We start from the raw sequence: 17,850 nt of genomic DNA, 5'->3' as shown, positions 1-17,850 counted from the left end.
TTATAGCTTGCAGCAGATTAATTGTAAGGCGGACCGCTTGAGTCGCGCCCGGATAATAATATGAATGATAAAGGCCTAATAAAAGCAATTAAAAGCAATTAAAAGCAATGGGCGCTCCTCCACGCTCTCGTCACCTCGCTGCTCACTGCGTTCGCTGATCCGCTCGGTTCCTCGTCCGCCTTACGTGGAGCTGAGCTACGCTCTCATCGATTTGTTGCCCTTGTGGGCACGGCGTACCGCTACCAGCGGTCCGCCTAACAAAACGCTGGAACGTTGTCACTCCCTCTGCAGTCACACCTTCGGCGTGAGCAGGGTCGTGCCACCGCTCAGCTCCACGTTATGCAGGAATAAAATCATATCAACATTGCTAAACATATTCTGAAAAGCTATAATGATTTCAGGAGACAGAATTGCTACTATTTGAGTGGGATCCGGAAAAAGCAATAACAAACAAGAAAATTCATGGCATTACTTTCGATGAAGCAAGTACAGTTTTCAAAGATACATTGTCAGTGACAATTTATGACCCTTTGCATTCAGAAGATGAAAACAGGTTTGTATTGATTGGCAATTCTCACAGAAATCGACTGCTTGTCGTGGTGCATACCGAAAGGGGCAACAGAGTAAGAATAATAAGTACTCGTAAAGCCAAAAAGAAAGAGAGGCAACAATATGAAGAAAATGCAAAAAGATCAGGACATGCTGGAAGAATATAATTTCAGTGACGGAGTACAGGGAAAATATTCAAGGCGATATAGTGAGGGAACTAACGTCGTGGTCATCGAGCCTGATGTTGTAAAATTTTTCCCTGATCACGATTCGGTAAATCACGCATTGAGGTCTTTATCTGAGATCATAAAAAAACAAAAGAAATCGCATAACAAATCAATCCAGCGGATAGCCGATAGCCACCGCTGATTTTTCTTATTCGCTTTGAATAGAAGATGAAGTAATTCTTTCTCTATGGTATTATAAGAAATGGAGGTTCTTGAAATGAATAGAGAATTCAGTGTTGTTATTGAGAAAGATGAGGATGGGTACTTTGTTGCAACAGTGCCTATATTACGAGGGTGCCACACACAGGCAAAATCACTTGATGTGCTAATGAAAAGAGTCAAGGAAGCCATTGAACTCTGCCTCGAAGTGGAACAACCTGCAGCTACTGAGTTTATTGGTGTTCAACGTGTGGCGGTTACTGCGTGAGTAGTTTTCCTGCTATCACCGGTAAGCATCTCATTAAAACCCTAAAAAAGATAGGCTTTGAGGTGGTTCGAAGTAAAGGCAGTCACAACTTCCTTCAGCACTCGGACGGAAGGTGTACTGTGGTTCCTGTGCATCCAGGTGAGACAATCGGACGTGGACTTTTAGCTCAAATCATGCGTGACTGCGAGATAACCTCAGAAGACTTGAAGAAAATATTATGAGCGAACAAGCCGTCGGAGCCAATCGCCCAAAAATCGGGCTCTGGCTCAACTCTGTGTTATGCCACAATAATATTTACGATAATCAACCGTTTCTGATATAATAGCCGGTAGGAGGGGTCAAGGTGGAATTTGAGTGGGACCCGAAAAAAGCTTTTGCTAACGTCCAAAAACATAATGTTACATTTCAGGAGGCAGCGACAGTTTTTGGTGATCCACTGGCTATTACATTTGAAGACCCGGAACATTCTACAGATGAAAAAAGATGCATCACCTTTGGACTATCACTGCAAAAAAGATTATTGGTTGTGTCTCATACGGAACGTGTCTACAAAACAAGAATTATAAGCGCGCGTCTAATGGACCGCAAAGAGAGGAAAATATATGAGGAAGGATAAGGAGAATGATGAACTCCGTCCAGAATACAGGCGTGAGGATCTTGGTAAGGGAGTCAGAGGAAAATATTTTGAATCTTATCAAAAAGGAACCAATCTTGTACTCATAAGCCCTGATGTGGCAAAAGCTTTCCCTACAGAAAAAGCCGTTAATGAGGCATTACGATCCCTTATTGACCTTGCACAAAAATCAACCGGCATAACAAATAGTTCAACCGGACGCGCAAAGAAACTGCACGCCGGTTAACTTCAGTGTAAGGCGGACCGCTTGAGTCGCGCCCGGATAATAATATGAATGATAAAGGCATAATAAAGGCAATTAAAAGCAATGGGCGCTCCTCCACGCTCTCGTCACCTCGCTACTCACTTCGTTCGTTGATCCGCTCGGTTCCTCGTCCGCCTTACGGGGAGCTGAGCTACGCTCTCATCGATTTGTTGCCCCAACGGGCACGGCGTACCGCTACCAGCGGTCCGCCTAACAAAACGTTGGAACGTTGGACAAAAATAAGAGAATAGAAATGAGAAAAACGGTTTGCATTTGTGTTGCAAACGTGGGACAACAAAGCTATGAAAACTTCAGCCGTACATGCCCGTATTGAACCACAAACAAAGGAAAAGGTGGAAGAGATTCTTAGGAATCTTGGTCTTACTCCCACTGAGGCTATCCGCATCTTTTACAAGCAAATATCGCTCCGTGGCGGGTTGCCTTTTTCAGTTGCGATTCCGAACAAACTTACTGCTTCGACCTTGGAGAAGAGTCGCCGCGGTGAAGACATTCAGGAATTTGAGTCGTTAGAAGCAATGTTTGATAGCTGGAAGAAATGAAGAAGGTCTCACAGACCAAACAATTCTTCAGGGATATCAATCGCATGCAGAAACGGGGGAAAGATTTGGGAAAGCTGCAGGAGATTGTCAAGCTTCTATCTGAGGGTACCCCGCTCCCACCGAATTATAGAGATCATCCACTAATAGGACAATGGCAGCCATCACGTGACTGTCATATTGAGGCCGACTGGATATTGATTTATACGACAGATAAAGATTCGCTTCGTTTCAATCGGTAATCCTTAGCATTTTATTTAACTGAATCTATTTAGTTGTAGGTGGAGTTATTACATTGAGGACCTGCCGGAGGATGTTGTTGACACAGTGTCAACAACATCATAAATCTCCGTAAAGTCAATACTGCCGCCGGAAATACCATTCTTTGAGATTGCCACACTTCCTGGAGGTCGCTCGTGATGACAGGCAAAAGGGAGACCGGAGGACCTATCCAAAGGAAGTGACGGACACGGTGTCCGTCATCGCTGAAATCTCTGAAAAGTCAATAACCACAACGTTTAATACGATCTCAATTTTGAAACTTTCTAACGAGATTTAGATGGCAATTCGCAATGAAGGCGGTTAATGGTGAAGCGTGGAAAGACAAGATACGGTATTACCGTGAATAATAAACGATATCCGATATTTGCAATCCCTCGGTCTTGGTGATTTTTGTTAAGGAAATGTATCCCTGGAACGAATATCAGAACATTTTTTTGGGGGGCCACCCGTCTTGGTGAAAATGAGCATCCCCGAAAGGGGTGATGTGCAGGCATGAACATCTTCGGGTAGCCTCCGCCCTTGCACATCAAGCGAATCGAGCCGGTAGAACGGGTCAAAAATGTGAAGCTGATGAGTGGAAGGGAACATTTCCTTATGGGGCTTAAAGCGCTGCGTTTCTCTTTCTGATTGATATCGCCATTGCAGAAAGCAGAGCGAAGGATTCGTTTTTCACAAAGAGCTATTTTTTGAAGCTTTCGAAAAATGTTCTTCCCTTTTAAAGACAGGATTAGTAATATCTTAATATATGATGGGTATTCCTAAGAAGTTTCTGCACATTCTCATTACAATTGCAATAATTATTATAATCGGGACTGTTGGCTTTAAAATCATAGGCGGCAGCAAGACGAGTTATCTTGATGCGCTCTATATGACTGCAATCACAATCACAACAGTGGGGTATGGAGATGTAATAGGGCTTGATGATAAACCCATGGGAAAGATCTTCACCATTATATTTGTCTTTGTGGGTGCAGGCACCGTAGCATACCTTTTTACAACCCTTGCTGCCTATATTATCGAAGGGGAACTTAAAAGGGTTTTTAGGAGGAGAGCCATGGAAAAGCGGACAGAGAAATTAAAGAACCACTATATTGTATGCGGTATCGGTATGGTGGGGCTCTACATCGTACATGAGTTATACCTTACGCGGAGGCATCAGATAGCTATCGACCCGGACGAGGGCAAGATGGATGATTTAAAGGTGCAGAATCTTAACATCGATATGATTGTGGGGGACGCAACGGAAAATGAAATTCTCGAAAAGGCTATGATCCATAAGGCAAAGGGCCTTTTTGCCACCACTAATTCTGATAATGACAATATTGTTATAGTGTTAACGGCAAAGCAATTGAATCCGGATTTGCGGGTAATCTCCCGCTGTACCGATACAAAGAACATTGAAAAGCTGAAAAAGGCCGGGGCCGACAATGTTGTAGCATTAAACTATATCGGTGGTTTAAGAATGGCCTCTGAGATGATACGTCCCCACGTGACCTCTTTTCTGGATAAGATGCTTAGGGACAAGGATTCGCCGCTTCGCGTAGAAGAAGTCCATATACCAAAGCATTCGCCTTACGCAGGGAAACCGCTCCATTCGATAGACTTCAGGGGCATCGGTAATATTCTGCTTATTGCGGTTCGAAAGGAAAACGGGGACTGGATTTATAATCCGGATCCAAACATACATATTGAGAAGGAGATGAGTTTTATTTTACTGGCTACGACAGAGGAGAGGGAACTCCTTCAGGCGCTTGTTTCTCCGGAAGTGAAACATGATGTCCCTGCCGGGGTTGACAAAAAGGAATTGATATGAAGATTGCGATATCAGGAAAAGGCGGGGTTGGAAAGACCACGCTTGCAGGGGTGATGGCAAGAATTTTCGATGAAAGGGGATACAGGGTCCTTGCAATAGACGCAGACCCCGATTCTAATCTCGCAAGCGCCATCGGTTTTACAGAGGAAGAATTAAAGCGGGTTCAGCCCCTTGCGCAAATGGAAGAATTTATTGAGGAACGGACAGGGGCAAAAAAAGGCCAGTACGGCTCATTCTTTAAATTGAATCCCAAGGTAGACGATATACCGGAAAGGTTTTCCATTCAAAAGGGTGATGTTAAGCTGGTAATCCTGGGGAACATCTCTCAGGGCGGTGGAGGTTGTTTCTGCGCGGAGAATGTACTGCTGAAGAGCCTCCTCTCTTATATTTTTATCGAGAGGGATGAACATGTGATCGTAGATATGGAGGCCGGCCTTGAACATCTGGGCAGAGGGTCCACGGCCTGCATAGATGCTTTTATCGTCGTTGTAGAGCCGGGCTTGAGGAGCTTTCAGACGGCTTATCAGGTGAAGAGGCTTGCCTTGGACCTTGGCATAAAAAGTGTATATGTGGTCGGGAATAAGGTGATGGGCGAGAAGGACGAAGCCATGGTAAAAGAAAACCTGGATGGTTTACCTCTATTGGGTTTTATGGGATACAACGAAAAGATCATGGAGGCGGACAGGTTAGGTGTGTCACCATATGATATTGACGTAAAGATTAAGCAGGATGTGGAGAAAATTATTGATACGCTGGAAAAAGATAGAAGATAGAAGGTATGAAGGCAAGAAAGTGAGAGGTTGAGAAAAATACTGTCATTTATAAGTCTTATAGTTAGCACTATAGTTTTGTCTACTGTTTTCATTATTGTCTCTCTCGTTGACAGGAGGGGCGAGAAAATCCACAGGATCAGGCGATTATGGGCAGGCCTTCATTTGAAGGTTTGCGGCATACATGTATCTTTAAAAGGTCTTGATAACATAAAGAAACCGCCATATATAATCATGTGTAACCACCAAAGCGCACTCGATATTTATGCGCTCCTTTCGTCACTTCCCCTGCCTTTCAAATGGATCGCCAAAAGGCAGCTTTTTTTCATACCTTTTATTGGATGGGTCATGAAGATCGCGGGGGATATAAGCCTTGACAGAGAAAACCCAAGGGAGGCGTTGAAGGCCATTGAAGCTGCTGCCCGTAAAATCAGGGAAGGAACAAATATTATCATATTTCCGGAAGGAACGAGGAGTAAGGACGGCACTTTACTGCCTTTTAAAAAAGGAGTGTTTTCTCTTGCGCTTCGCGCCGGTGTACCTATAGTACCGGTGGGGATATACGGAACAAGCAGGCTTCAGCCAAAAGGTAGTTTCATTCCCAAAGAAAAAGGGGTAATATACATAAACATAGGTGAGGCGATACATATAGTAGATAAGGGGCGGTCGGCGAAGACAGAAGTGATGAATGCAGTAAGAGCGGAGATTGAAAGGCTTATAGAGACAAGGTGAAATTCACTATTCACTATTTATGAGAGGCATATGTCCGGTGAATTGAAAAAAGAGATGTTCGGGATTGGGCTCGCAGGCGTTTTTTTATTCCTCTTCGTGGCTCTGCTTTCATATAATCCCCTTGATGTGTCATTAAGCACCGTTGCCTCGGGGCCTGCAAAAAACCTTTGCGGTAAGGTTGGTTCATACATCGCTGATGTTCTTATCCAGTTTTTCGGCATGGTAAGCTATCTTTTGCCTGCCTATGCCCTTCTCTTTTCAGTATTTTACATCCGGAAAAAAGACCCGCCTAACCCTCTTGTATTGGCATCAGGCCTGGTGCTCCTTTTTCTGTCGCTGGTTGTTCTTTTGCAACTTATGGTAGGGAACATTCATGTAAAGGGTATGTCAATGCCATTTGCAGGCATGCTCGGGGTATTGCTCCAGCGAGCCCTTGTGGGCCTCTTCAGCTATTTTGGAAGTTATCTTATTGCCGTTATCCTTTTCCTCATTTCCCTCTTTCTCATCATCCAGGCGCCAATCCTCTCCATTATTGAAAAAGGCATTAAGAGGAAAAAATCCGTTGAACGGAGAAAAGAGATAAAAGTCACGGAGGAAAAAAAGGAAGAGCCATTAAAAACCGTAGAGAAAAAGCCTGTCCAGGATTCCTTTGAATTTTTAAAAGATATGGGTCCGTATAAGCTTCCGCCTGTTTCACTGCTGGACCCCATAGAGAAGAGAGAATTGAAAGTGGATAAGGAGAGCATTCAGGCCAATGCAAGTATCCTTGAGAAGAAATTGAAAGACTATGGGATTGATGGCAAGGTCTCTGAGGTAAGTCCCGGACCTGTCATTACCATGTATGAGTTTGAACCGGCACCAGGTATAAAGGTGAGCAGGATAGCGAACCTTGAAGATGACCTTGCTATGGCCCTTAGCGCCGTATCCATTCGTATTATCGCCCCTATTCCTGGAAAATCAGTTGTAGGCATAGAAGTGCCTAACAAGACAAGACAGACGGTGTATTTCAGGGAAATAATAGAATCTCAAGCCTTTGATTCATCCAATTCTTACCTGTCTCTTGCTGTGGGGAAAACCATATCGGGTGAGCCATTCGTGGCAGAGCTGGCGAAGATGCCCCACCTGCTCGTTGCCGGTTCTACAGGGTCAGGGAAGAGCGTATCGCTGAACAGCATGATATGCAGCATCCTTTTTAAGGCAACCCCCATTAATGTAAAATTTTTAATGATAGACTTAAAGATGCTGGAGCTTTCCTTTTATGACGGTATTCCACACCTCCTTCTCCCTGTAGTAACAAACTCGAAAAATGCGAAAACATCACTTCGCTGGCTCGTTGACGAGATGGAGAGGCGTTATACAATGATGTCCGAATTGGGCGTCAGAAGCATCGATAAATATAACCAGAAGATGGTTAAACAGGAACAGGATCCCATACCCTACATCGTAGTGGTCATTGACGAACTTGCAGACCTTATGATGACCTCCACGAAAGATGTGGAGGAATACATCGCACGACTTGCTCAAATGGCGCGGGCATCCGGAATCCATTTGATTCTTGCCACACAGAGGCCGTCTGTTGACGTATTGACCGGTATCATAAAGGCGAACTTCCCTGCACGCATATCCTGCAAGGTCTTTTCAAAAGTGGACTCAAGGACTATCCTCGATACGAATGGCGCGGAGAGCCTTCTCGGGCACGGAGATATGTTGTTCTTAAGTCCGGGGATCAGCAGGCTTCAGAGACTTCACGGACCCTTTGTCTCTGAAGGTGAGATAAAGAGGATCGTGGAATTCCTGAAGGGTCAGGGAACACCGTCATATCAGACGGAAATCCTGGAAGAACGTGATGATGAATCGAATGGTGAAGAGGAAATGGACGATGAAAAATACAGGGAGGCAGTCGAGTTTGTCCTTGATAAAGGCGAAGCCTCCATAAGTATGGTGCAGAGAAGGTTCAGGGTAGGGTACAACAGGGCGGCCCGGATTGTCGAGAGGATGGAGCGGGAAGGCGTTGTGGGGCCATCGGATGGGGTAAAGCCAAGAGAGGTGCTAAAAAGACAGTGAAAACGAAAGACAGGCACGGGATAATAGACTATGGGCGGTGAAAAGATGAGTAGAGAGCATGGTTAAAAGAGGGTTCGAGGATTCGAGGGGTCAGGGGTTCAAGGGGATGCCGGATAAAAGCCGAAACGGCGAAACGGCGAAACGGCGAAACGGCGCTAACAGATACAGATTGCATAACCGTGGAAAAACCGTTTTTTTCATGAAAATCGCTCTTTTTGTTGTTTTGTTCTCAGCTTTCAGCTCTCAGCTTTCAGCTCTCAGCGCCGAAAACTCTCCTTTTGATTCACTCAAAAAGTCCTACTCCCAAATTAACACCTTGGAGGCCCGTTTCCATCAGATAATATTCATTTCAAGCCTCAAGAAGGAAAGGGAGTTTGACGGCGAGTTCTACTATAAAAGGCAGAGAGGCTTTCTTTGGCGTTACAAAACACCGAAGGTCAAATATTTCCTCTATGATGGACGGTTTATATGGCAGGGAGAAGAAGAGAAGTCGTTTATCATCAAAGACAGGGTGAACAAGGAAAAGACAAGCGGCACCTTTCTCGACTTGATTGAAGATATTGCAAAGCTTGACGATATCTTTACCCTCAAAGAACACAGCAGGGCAGGTAACCTCGAAATCCTGGAGCTTCTGCCAAAAAAGGACACCACGGTAAAATCAGCAAGGGTATGGATTGACAATCAAAACCTGGTTAAAAAAATCCAAATCCATGAATTTACCGGCAACGTAAACACTATTGAATTTTTCTCCATCAAACCCAACCGTTCCATAGACGATTCAAGATTTACCTTCAAACCCGAAGCGGGGAAGGAAATAATAGAGAGGTAACGGGGAAAGGTTATAGAGAGATGCCACTGCACAAGGATGAGGCGATAGTGCTCTTTAAGAGGGCATACGGGGAATCGGATAAAATCATAAGGCTCTTCACATTAAAATCGGGTAAAATTGCCGCTATTGCCAAGGGGGGAAACAAAAGCCAGAAGCGATTCATGAATACCCTCGAACCCTTTAACCACATCAATGTGGAGTATTTTGAAAAACCCGGGAAGGGTATGGTGCGGGTGGAGAACGCCGATATTGTGGAGACGAATTGCGGAATAGAAACAAGCCTGAAAAAGGCGTGTACGGCAGGTTTTTTTACTGAATTAGTTGACAGGCTGACAAAGGAAAGGGAAAGGCACGATGAGCTTTTCCAAATCCTCAAAGAGGTGCTTCAACAGGTAAAACGAACCGAGTTAGCCTACAGGGAAATTCTCTACTACCACCTTAAAATATTGGAAACTCTCGGATTTATGCCCAATTTTGCCACATGTGTATATTGCGGTAATAAGATGGACGAGGAAGACAAGGTATATTTTTCCAGCCAGAGAGGCGGCATCCTCTGTGCTTCATGTTCACCTTCGCTGCCACATAAAACTTACCAGGCAGGGGTTATTGAAACAGTTTTGTCTTTCCGCAAGCAGAGAAGAGAAATAGATGAGATGTTCTTCAAGGTAAAAGAGGAAGATGTGTTATGTAAGGAAGATCCAAAAACCTATAGGCTTTTCGAGCGTGAGGTTCAGGACATCATGGAAGGTTTCATGTCCTACCACCTCGATGTAGAGTTCAGATCGTACAGACTGCTGAAAAACTTTGTGCTCAAGTAAGGCGGGTTCATGAAAAAACCAGTTCTCCTTTTTGTATTGATATGTATCGTGTATGTCAATATTGCCGCAGCGCAGCAACCGAACATTGAGCCCCGTTTAACAAGTAAGAAACTGATTGTCGGTGTCATGGATGATCCTCCCTATACGATGAAGAACGAAGATGGGAAATGGACCGGCCTGAATGTTGATATCCTGGCTCATATTGCGCACGAACTCAGGTTTGATTACGAACTCAAAGAAATGACGCTTAAAGAAATAACCGCATCCCTCTATGGAGGCAAGATCGATCTGACGATTGTCGGGTTATTTGTCACCGCTGAGCGTGAAAAACTCTTCGATTTTACGGTGCCCATAGGGAGTTCCCGCATGGCAGTGATCACGCTTCCCCATGCCATTGATCATCCATTGTGGTCGGCAATCCGTGTCTTCTTCTCCTGGGGGATTATGAAGGCTATTGTAATACTGCTCATTGTCCTTGTCGTTATCGGCTTTTTGTTCTGGCTTGTTGAACGTAAAAATAATCCAGAACACTTCGGCGGCGGTTTTTTGAAGGGTGTCTGCGCAGGGATTTACTGGGTAGGGGCAACGATGGCTTCCGGTGTGTGTCTGGGTATCAATATAAAATCCCTGTCGGGGAGGATACTCGCCCTCTTGTGGATGTTTGTATGCGCTGTTATCATAAGCGCCTTTATTGCTTCGCTTGCTTCTTCGTTGACCCTGGATGAACTTACATCTTCAATGGTTGATACGCACAGCCTTCGAAAACTGAAATTAGGTGCAATAACGGGAGGTACTTCAGCGAGTCTTATACAAAAAATGGGAGGGAAATGCACGCTTTTTGATAATGAAAAAGATGTGATAAATGCCTTATTAGATAAAAAAATTGAGGGATTTTTGTTTGACGAGATAACATTGCACTACATTATAGATAGAGATTATCCGGGTAAATTTACCCTGTATTCAACAAATTTAAAGAGATTTCAGTTTGCCTTCGGCATGCCGACAGGCAGCCCGTTGCGCAAACCCATCAACTCAGCTATTTTAAATGTTACCAATGATCCTCTGTGGGAGGTTCTTCTCGATAAATACGGGTTTAAGGAGAATTTTGAGAAAAAATCCATATCGTCGAGAAAGCGGAGAAACTGAGAAAGGCCGTCTACTAAGGGTATAGCACGAAAATTAATGGCAAAAAGCATGTATTTTATGTTATACAGAAACAGGAGAGAATGATATGTATTTTCAAGACCTTATATTTGAACTACAGAGATTCTGGGCTGCAAAAGGATGTATAGTCCAGCAGCCTTACGATATGGAAGTTGGCGCAGGCACGTTTCATCCTACTACGTTTTTGAGGTCTCTTGGCCCTGAGCCATGGAATACTGCATATGTCCAGCCTTCAAGAAGACCTACAGACGGACGGTACGGCGAGAATCCAAACCGTCTTCAGCATTATTATCAGTTCCAGGTAATTATGAAGCCTTCACCCAAGGATATTCAGGAAATCTATATTGACAGTCTGAGAAGCCTTGGCATCGACACATCGTATCACGATATCAGGTTTGTGGAGGACGATTGGGAATCCCCGACGCTCGGGGCATGGGGGCTTGGGTGGGAAGTGTGGCTCGACGGCATGGAGATTACCCAGTTTACCTATTTTCAGCAGTGTGGAGGGATCAACCTTTCACCCATAACAGTTGAGATTACTTACGGCACCGAGAGGATTGCCATGTATCTCCAGGATATTGATAATGTCTACAACATAAAGTGGAACAAGGATGTCCTTTATGGAGATGTTTTCCTTGAACCGGAAAGGGAATATTCCACGTATAATTTTGAAGAATCCGATCCTGCCATGCTCAGACAGTTTTTTGATATGTACGAGCATGAGGGTGAGAAGCTTGCCAAAGGCAGGGGACTTATCTTTCCTTCCTACGATTACTGTCTGAAATGCTCGCATGTATTCAACCTGCTCGATGCGAGGGGCGCCATAAGCGTTACCGAACGCGCAAACTATATCGGGCGTGTAAGAAATCTCGCAAAGATGTGTGCCGAGCTTTACATAAAAAAAAGGGAAGAAATGGGGTTCCCGCTGCTGAAAAGCAATAAAGAATGAAGAATTAAGAATTAAGAATGGGAAATCAACTGTTGAAAAACAATTCTTAATTCTTCATTAATAAAAGGAGTGTCATGAGCGACCTTTTACTTGAAATCGGTACCGAGGAGATTCCTGCACGGTTTATTGAGCCCGAAAAGGAAGGTCTCCTGAAATTATTGCAGGATGGGTTTAATAACCTCAGGGTCAGCTACGGTAATATTGAGATCCTGGCTACGCCGCGAAGGATGGCTGCTTTTGTCTATGATGTAGCCGAAAAGCAGGAAGAAAGTGTTACTATAAAATTTGGTCCCCCTTATAACAGGGCATTTGACGAATCGGGAAACCCCACAAAGGCGGCAACGGGTTTTGCCAGGTCTCAGGGTGTTAATGTAGAAGATCTTAAGAAAGGTGTAAAGGATGGAGTTGAGTTTATCACCGTTGAGAAGGTGGAAACAGGAAGGCCTACAAAAGATATGCTCCCCGGTCTTTTCCAGGATGCCATATCCCGTATTCCATTCCAGAAGAGGATGCGGTGGGGCAGCGAAAGCTTCGAATATGCAAGGCCCATTCAGTGGCTCCTTGCCCTGTTTGGTGAAGCCCCCATTAAGTTCATTGTTGCAGATGTGAAAAGCGGGAACGTTACATATGGACACAGGTTTCTTTCAAAGGGGCCTGTCGGGATTGGCAATCCCTCAGAATATATTGAGAAATTAAAAAATAACCATATTATTGTGAACGAACAGGAGAGGATGGACATAATCCTGAAGGGGATAGCCGGGATAGAAGAAGAAACCGGCGGGCAGGCTATAAGGGATAACAGTCTGATTAAGGAGATATTATACATTACGGAGTACCCCTACCCGTTAAGGGGCAGTTTTGAAGAGGTGTTCCTTGCCATACCAAAAGAAGTCCTTGTCAATGTTATGAAGAGCCATCAGCGGTATATTCCAATTGAGGATAAAAACGGAAATCTCATGCCGTATTTCATATTTTTTGCAAATACCATTCCTGCAGAAGACAAGAATGTTGTAAAAGGGAACGAAAAGGTGTTGAGGGCACGTCTTGCAGACGCCCGTTTTTTCTTCGAAGAAGACAAAAAGGTAAAACTTTATGATTTATACGAAAAGCTTTCTTCCATCGTTTTCCATGTAAAGCTTGGAACCCTGAAACAGAAGACGGATAGGGTAACAAAAATAGCCCGCCACCTCTCTGCTGTACTTAATTTTGAAGGCACAGCACATATAGAACGTGCAACAAGGATGATGAAGGCGGACCTCCTCACCCATATGGTAGGCGAGTTTCCTGAGCTTCAGGGTATCATGGGAAGGATATATGCAAAAAATCAGGGCGAGGACGATAATGTTGCCCGTGCCATTGAAGAACATTATTTGCCGAGCGGTGGCAATGGCGCCCTTCCGCAGTCACCGCTGGGGGCGCTGGTGAGTATCGCCGATAAGATTGATTCCCTTACTTCATTTTTCTCCGTAGGGATCACTCCAACGGGAAATCTTGACCCCTTTGCACTGAGGAGACAAGCCCTTGGTATCATAAAAATTGCCATCGACAAAAAGCTTCATATTCCCATGGAAGCATTGATAAAGATTGCATATGACAGCGGTGACGGGATTCAAAAAAGACTGTCCTTTGAAGAAACAAGAGATGCCCTCTTTGATTTTTTCATTACCCGTTTCAAATTTGCCATGATCGAAGAAAATCATAACCAGGAATTTGTGGAGAGTGTATTGCCTTGTGTCGCCCAGGACATTTATGACGGCTATGTAAGACTTATTACCCTGGAAACGCAGCAATCCATCGAGGATTTCAAAAAGCTCATGGTCGGTTTCAAGAGGGCTTATAATATTACGAAGTCCCTAACTGAAGACTTGGCTATAGATACTTCACTTCTTGAGGAAAAAGAAGAAAAAACCCTCTTCAATCTCTATGAATCAAAGAAAGAGGCATTCTTCTCCTCTATGAATGAGCGTAAATACGATCATTCACTCTCCGTCCTCGTGGGTTTCAAAGAATCTATCGACAACTATTTCGACAAGGTCTTCGTCATGGACAAGGATGAGGCCATTAAGAATAACAGACTTGCACTTCTGAAGAAGATAAAAGATATGTTTTTAACATATGGAGATTTTTCAAAAATCAGAATAGAGTGAGGAGGAACAGATGGCGAAGACAAAACATGTGTATTTCTTTGGCGGCAAGAAGGCAGAAGCAGGGGAGAAACTGAGGAACCTTGTCGGCGGTAAGGGCGCTGGCCTTGCCGATATGGTCAATCTTGGCATACCGGTTCCACCGGGTTTTACCATCACTACAGAGGCATGTGTCTATTTTTATCAGAACGGGATGACTTTTCCTGACGGGCTCAGGGAACAGGTAGTCGAGGATATGAAAAAGGTCGAAAAGGTTATGGAAATGGATTTCGGTGATCAGAAAAATCCTCTCCTCTTTTCCGTGCGTTCCGGGGCAAGAGTCAGCATGCCGGGCATGATGGATACCGTACTTAACCTGGGCTTAAATGATAAGACGGTAAAGGGCCTTGCCAAGCTTACGAAAAACGAGCGCTTTGCTTACGACTGTTACAGGAGGTTCGTGCAGATGTACGGAGACGTTGTCCTCGGACTCAAGCCGGAGAGCAAGGACGAACGTGATCCCTTTGAAGAGGTTATTGAAGCGAAGAAGAAAGAGAAAAAGGTCAAGTTCGATACGGAATTAATGGTGGAGGACTTGAAGGATCTTGTGGCACGCTTCAAAAAGCTCATAAAGACAAAACTGAAAGTCGATTTTCCTGAGGACCCCTGGGAGCAGTTGTGGGGCGCCATCGGCGCAGTCTTTAAATCATGGAACACGGAGAGGGCCATCGCATACAGGGAACTGAACGGCATCCCCGACACCTGGGGCACGGCGGTAAATGTCCAGTGCATGGTATTCGGTAATATGGGTGAGGGCTCCGGCACAGGTGTAGCTTTCACAAGAAGTCCGGCAACCGGTGAGAACGAGTTCTATGGGGAGTATCTCCTCAACGCACAGGGCGAAGACGTGGTCTCAGGCATCCGGACACCCCTTCCGATTAACAAAAAGCAGAAAACAGACAAGTCTGTCAAATCCCTTGAAGAGGTTATGCCGGATATATATGACCAACTCATAGAAATTCGGGGAAGACTTGAGAAGAATTACCGGGAGATGCAGGACGTGGAATTTACCATACAGAAAGGGAAACTCTGGATGCTCCAGACGAGGAACGGGAAGAGGACGGCATTTGCTGAATTCAAGATTGCAATTGATATGGTCAAGGAGGGTTTGATCACAAAAGAAGAGGCCCTCATGAGGGTGAAACCCGACCAGTTGAGCCAGTTGATGCGGCCCATCTTTGATCCGAAAGATACAGAGAAGGCCCTGAAGGCGGGGAATATGGTGGCCAAAGGCTTAAACGCCGGTCCAGGGGCTGCCACCGGAAAGGTTGTATTCAATGCTGAAGACGCCGAGGCATGGGCAGGCCGCGGGGAGGAGGTCATCCTTGTAAGGATAGAGACATCTCCTGAAGATCTCCGCGGCATGAATGCTGCCCAGGGCATCCTTACATCCACGGGCGGTGTATCCAGTCACGCTGCGCTGGTGGCAAGACAGATGGGTAAAGTGTGCGTTGCCGGGTGCGGTGAGCTCGATATCGATTACAAGAAGAAGACGATTAAGACAAAAGGAAAAACAATTAAGGAAGGCGACTACATCTCTATCGACGGCACAACAGGCGAGGTCTTTGCAGGTCGGATAAAGACGATACCTTCCGAGATATTGAGAGTTCTTGTTGACAAAACACTGAAGCCGAAGGATTCCCCCATTTATAAGGATTTTGAACTGCTCATGAAATGGGCGGACAGTGTCAGGAGACTCGGCATAAGGACAAATGCCGATGAGCCCAAGCAGGCCGAAATTGCCGTTGCCTTCGGAGCCGAGGGTATAGGCCTTTGCAGAACGGAGCATATGTTTTTCGAAGGTGAGCGGATCGACGCAGTGAGGGAGATGATTGTGGCCGACGACCTGGAAGGGAGAAAAAAGGCCCTCAACAAGATTCTTCCCATGCAGAAGGAGGACTTCATAGGCCTCTTCAAGGTGATGAACGGACGTCCCGTCACCATCCGGACCCTTGACCCGCCTCTCCATGAGTTTCTGCCTCACACGGAAAAAGAGATAAAGACGCTGGCAAAGAAGAGCGGGACCCCCTATGAGACCCTTGTTGCGAAGATACAGAGCCTCCATGAGGCAAACCCGATGCTGGGGCATAGGGGTTGCAGGCTTGGTATCGTATTCCCTGAGATCACCGAGATGCAGGCGAGGGCTATTTTTGAGGCTGCCTGTGAGGTAAAGATGGCCGGCATCAATGTGAAGCCCGAGGTGATGATACCTCTGGTCGGCTATGTAAGCGAACTTGCCCTCCAGAAAGAGGTTGTCGAAAGGGTGGCAAAAGAGGTGATGGAAAAGTGCGGTGTAAAGTTAGACTACATGGTGGGTACCATGATTGAAGTACCGAGAGCTGTCGTTGCTGCCGGTGAGATTGCGAAGGTGGCTGAGTTTTTCTCCTTTGGCACCAATGACCTTACACAGACCACGATGGGCATGAGCAGGGACGATGCCGTAAAGTTCCTGCGTTACTATATTGAGCATGATGTTATTCCTTATGACCCATTCCAGAGGATCGATGAGGACGGCGTCGGGGAACTTATGAAGATGGCCGTTGAACGGGGGCGAAAGACGAGAAAAGGTCTGAAGATAGGCATATGCGGTGAGCACGGCGGTGAGCCGAATTCAGTGGAGTTCTGTCACAGGATCGGCCTTGACTACGTGAGTTGTTCGCCTTACAGGGTGACAGTTGCAAAACTTGCCGCAGCCCGGGCAGCCATAAAAGACAAGAAGTAACACACATTATATGGAAGGGAGCGCAAAAAAGGTTCTGTTACATATCTGCTGCGCTCCCTGCAGCATATATACGCTGAAAAGGCTGAGGGCTGAGGGCGCTGAGGTGTCAGGTTATTTTTATAACCCCAACATCCATCCCTACACAGAATTTCTCAAAAGGCTGCAGACGCTGAAAAATTACGCCGGCATCTCTCTTCTTCCACTCACTGTTGATAAAAGCTACGATCTTGAAACCTTCCTGAAGGGCGCCCTTGAATACGGGAAAGACAGGTGTCTTTTCTGCTACAGAATGAGGTTGGAGAAGACCTTTCAGAAGGGTGCTGGAGAGGGGTTTGATGCGGTTACTACCACTCTTCTTTACAGCAGATACCAGCGGCATGATGATATAAAAGCTATCGGCGAAGAATTATCCGGCTCATACGGTATAGAGTTCCTGTATGAGGATTTCAGGAAGGGCTGGAAGGAGGGGGTCGAGGAATCAAAAAGGTTGAATATGTACAGGCAGCAATACTGTGGATGCATATTCAGCGAAAGGGACAGGTTTGAGAGGGGATAGCGCGAGACTATTTTTGCTGTGTGGGAATTTGCTTGACATAGTTGTAAATATTTGCAATATATCAAAATAGCTATTTATTTGGGAATTTAATAATCAGCTTTTTTAATGGACAATAGAATTCTCAATAGCATTGAATGTTAGTGGTAGTTACCAATGCAGAAGAATCTCTACGTCACATTACATCGGTTTCATCTCATTATATCCCTTGCAATTATTTCTCTTGTCTTTTTATCCTTTGCAGGTCTGTCTCATGCTGTCCTGGCCGGTAAGATAAGCATCCTCGAAGGCAGGGTAGATGTCCTGAAACCAGGGAAGAGCGTAGTTTCCATG

At 45.3% G+C, this 17,850-nt stretch carries 19 protein-coding genes; all 19 read left to right on the top strand.

All coding sequences use genetic code 11. The annotated features are described in order from the left end of the window. Positions 1 to 410 precede the first annotated feature (410 nt). Positions 411 to 716, top strand: coding sequence for a BrnT family toxin (locus tag NTX75_15240; GenBank protein MCX5817565.1), 306 nt, complete (start codon positions 411 to 413; stop codon positions 714 to 716). Beyond that, a complete protein-coding gene (locus tag NTX75_15235; protein MCX5817564.1) occupies positions 673 to 918 on the top strand; it encodes a hypothetical protein in 246 nt (81 codons plus the stop codon). The genes NTX75_15240 and NTX75_15235 overlap by 44 nt, the downstream gene beginning before the upstream one ends. Before the next feature lie 75 nt (positions 919 to 993). Further along, on the top strand, positions 994 to 1,203 hold the full coding sequence (locus NTX75_15230; protein MCX5817563.1) for a type II toxin-antitoxin system HicB family antitoxin: 210 nt from the start codon (positions 994 to 996) through the stop codon (positions 1,201 to 1,203). Beyond that, positions 1,200 to 1,424 carry a type II toxin-antitoxin system HicA family toxin gene (locus tag NTX75_15225; GenBank protein ID MCX5817562.1) on the top strand — a complete coding sequence of 75 codons (225 nt, stop codon included), beginning with the start codon at positions 1,200 to 1,202 and terminating at the stop codon, positions 1,422 to 1,424. Before NTX75_15230 ends, NTX75_15225 begins: the two co-directional genes overlap by 4 nt. Before the next feature lie 122 nt (positions 1,425 to 1,546). Continuing rightward, positions 1,547 to 1,819 (top strand): BrnT family toxin, encoded by a 273-nt coding sequence (locus tag NTX75_15220; protein ID MCX5817561.1) that lies wholly within the window; start codon positions 1,547 to 1,549, stop codon positions 1,817 to 1,819. Further along, on the top strand, positions 1,806 to 2,063 hold the full coding sequence (locus NTX75_15215; GenBank protein MCX5817560.1) for a hypothetical protein: 258 nt from the start codon (positions 1,806 to 1,808) through the stop codon (positions 2,061 to 2,063). Before NTX75_15220 ends, NTX75_15215 begins: the two co-directional genes overlap by 14 nt. 320 nt (positions 2,064 to 2,383) lie before the next feature. Continuing rightward, positions 2,384 to 2,641: a type II toxin-antitoxin system RelB/DinJ family antitoxin gene (locus NTX75_15210; GenBank protein ID MCX5817559.1), complete on the top strand. Its 258-nt coding sequence runs from the start codon at positions 2,384 to 2,386 to the stop codon at positions 2,639 to 2,641. Next, positions 2,638 to 2,880 carry a type II toxin-antitoxin system YafQ family toxin gene (locus NTX75_15205; protein MCX5817558.1) on the top strand — a complete coding sequence of 81 codons (243 nt, stop codon included), beginning with the start codon at positions 2,638 to 2,640 and terminating at the stop codon, positions 2,878 to 2,880. Before NTX75_15210 ends, NTX75_15205 begins: the two co-directional genes overlap by 4 nt. Before the next feature lie 785 nt (positions 2,881 to 3,665). After that, positions 3,666 to 4,733, top strand: a complete 1,068-nt coding sequence (locus tag NTX75_15200; GenBank protein ID MCX5817557.1) for a potassium channel protein — start codon at positions 3,666 to 3,668, stop codon at positions 4,731 to 4,733. Continuing rightward, on the top strand, positions 4,730 to 5,506 hold the full coding sequence (locus NTX75_15195) for a carbon monoxide dehydrogenase accessory protein CooC (protein MCX5817556.1): 777 nt from the start codon (positions 4,730 to 4,732) through the stop codon (positions 5,504 to 5,506). Before NTX75_15200 ends, NTX75_15195 begins: the two co-directional genes overlap by 4 nt. 27 nt (positions 5,507 to 5,533) lie before the next feature. Next, positions 5,534 to 6,235, top strand: a complete 702-nt coding sequence (locus NTX75_15190) for a lysophospholipid acyltransferase family protein (protein ID MCX5817555.1) — start codon at positions 5,534 to 5,536, stop codon at positions 6,233 to 6,235. 30 nt (positions 6,236 to 6,265) lie between these two features. Then, positions 6,266 to 8,299, top strand: coding sequence for a DNA translocase FtsK 4TM domain-containing protein (locus NTX75_15185; GenBank protein ID MCX5817554.1), 2,034 nt, complete (start codon positions 6,266 to 6,268; stop codon positions 8,297 to 8,299). A 58-nt stretch (positions 8,300 to 8,357) separates the two neighbouring features. Then, positions 8,358 to 9,128, top strand: coding sequence for an outer membrane lipoprotein carrier protein LolA (locus NTX75_15180; protein ID MCX5817553.1), 771 nt, complete (start codon positions 8,358 to 8,360; stop codon positions 9,126 to 9,128). A 20-nt stretch (positions 9,129 to 9,148) separates the two neighbouring features. Continuing rightward, positions 9,149 to 9,946, top strand: coding sequence for a DNA repair protein RecO (gene recO, locus NTX75_15175; protein ID MCX5817552.1), 798 nt, complete (start codon positions 9,149 to 9,151; stop codon positions 9,944 to 9,946). Positions 9,947 to 9,955: 9 nt separating this feature from the next. Beyond that, positions 9,956 to 11,092: a transporter substrate-binding domain-containing protein gene (locus tag NTX75_15170; GenBank protein ID MCX5817551.1), complete on the top strand. Its 1,137-nt coding sequence runs from the start codon at positions 9,956 to 9,958 to the stop codon at positions 11,090 to 11,092. Between the two features lie 85 nt (positions 11,093 to 11,177). Continuing rightward, positions 11,178 to 12,059 (top strand): glycine--tRNA ligase subunit alpha, encoded by an 882-nt coding sequence (locus NTX75_15165; protein MCX5817550.1) that lies wholly within the window; start codon positions 11,178 to 11,180, stop codon positions 12,057 to 12,059. A 74-nt stretch (positions 12,060 to 12,133) separates the two neighbouring features. Then, positions 12,134 to 14,206 (top strand): glycine--tRNA ligase subunit beta, encoded by a 2,073-nt coding sequence (gene glyS / locus NTX75_15160; GenBank protein ID MCX5817549.1) that lies wholly within the window; start codon positions 12,134 to 12,136, stop codon positions 14,204 to 14,206. 10 nt (positions 14,207 to 14,216) lie between these two features. Further along, on the top strand, positions 14,217 to 16,964 hold the full coding sequence (gene ppdK / locus NTX75_15155; GenBank protein ID MCX5817548.1) for a pyruvate, phosphate dikinase: 2,748 nt from the start codon (positions 14,217 to 14,219) through the stop codon (positions 16,962 to 16,964). A gap of 10 nt (positions 16,965 to 16,974) precedes the next feature. Then, positions 16,975 to 17,520: an epoxyqueuosine reductase QueH gene (locus tag NTX75_15150; protein MCX5817547.1), complete on the top strand. Its 546-nt coding sequence runs from the start codon at positions 16,975 to 16,977 to the stop codon at positions 17,518 to 17,520. The last annotated feature ends 330 nt before the right edge of the window (positions 17,521 to 17,850 follow it).

Source organism: Pseudomonadota bacterium, assembly GCA_026388315.1.
Lineage (GTDB): Bacteria > Desulfobacterota > Syntrophorhabdia > Syntrophorhabdales > Syntrophorhabdaceae > MWEV01.
The sequence above is the reverse complement of the archived record's forward strand: the minus strand, read 5'-3'. Positions and strand labels throughout refer to the sequence as shown.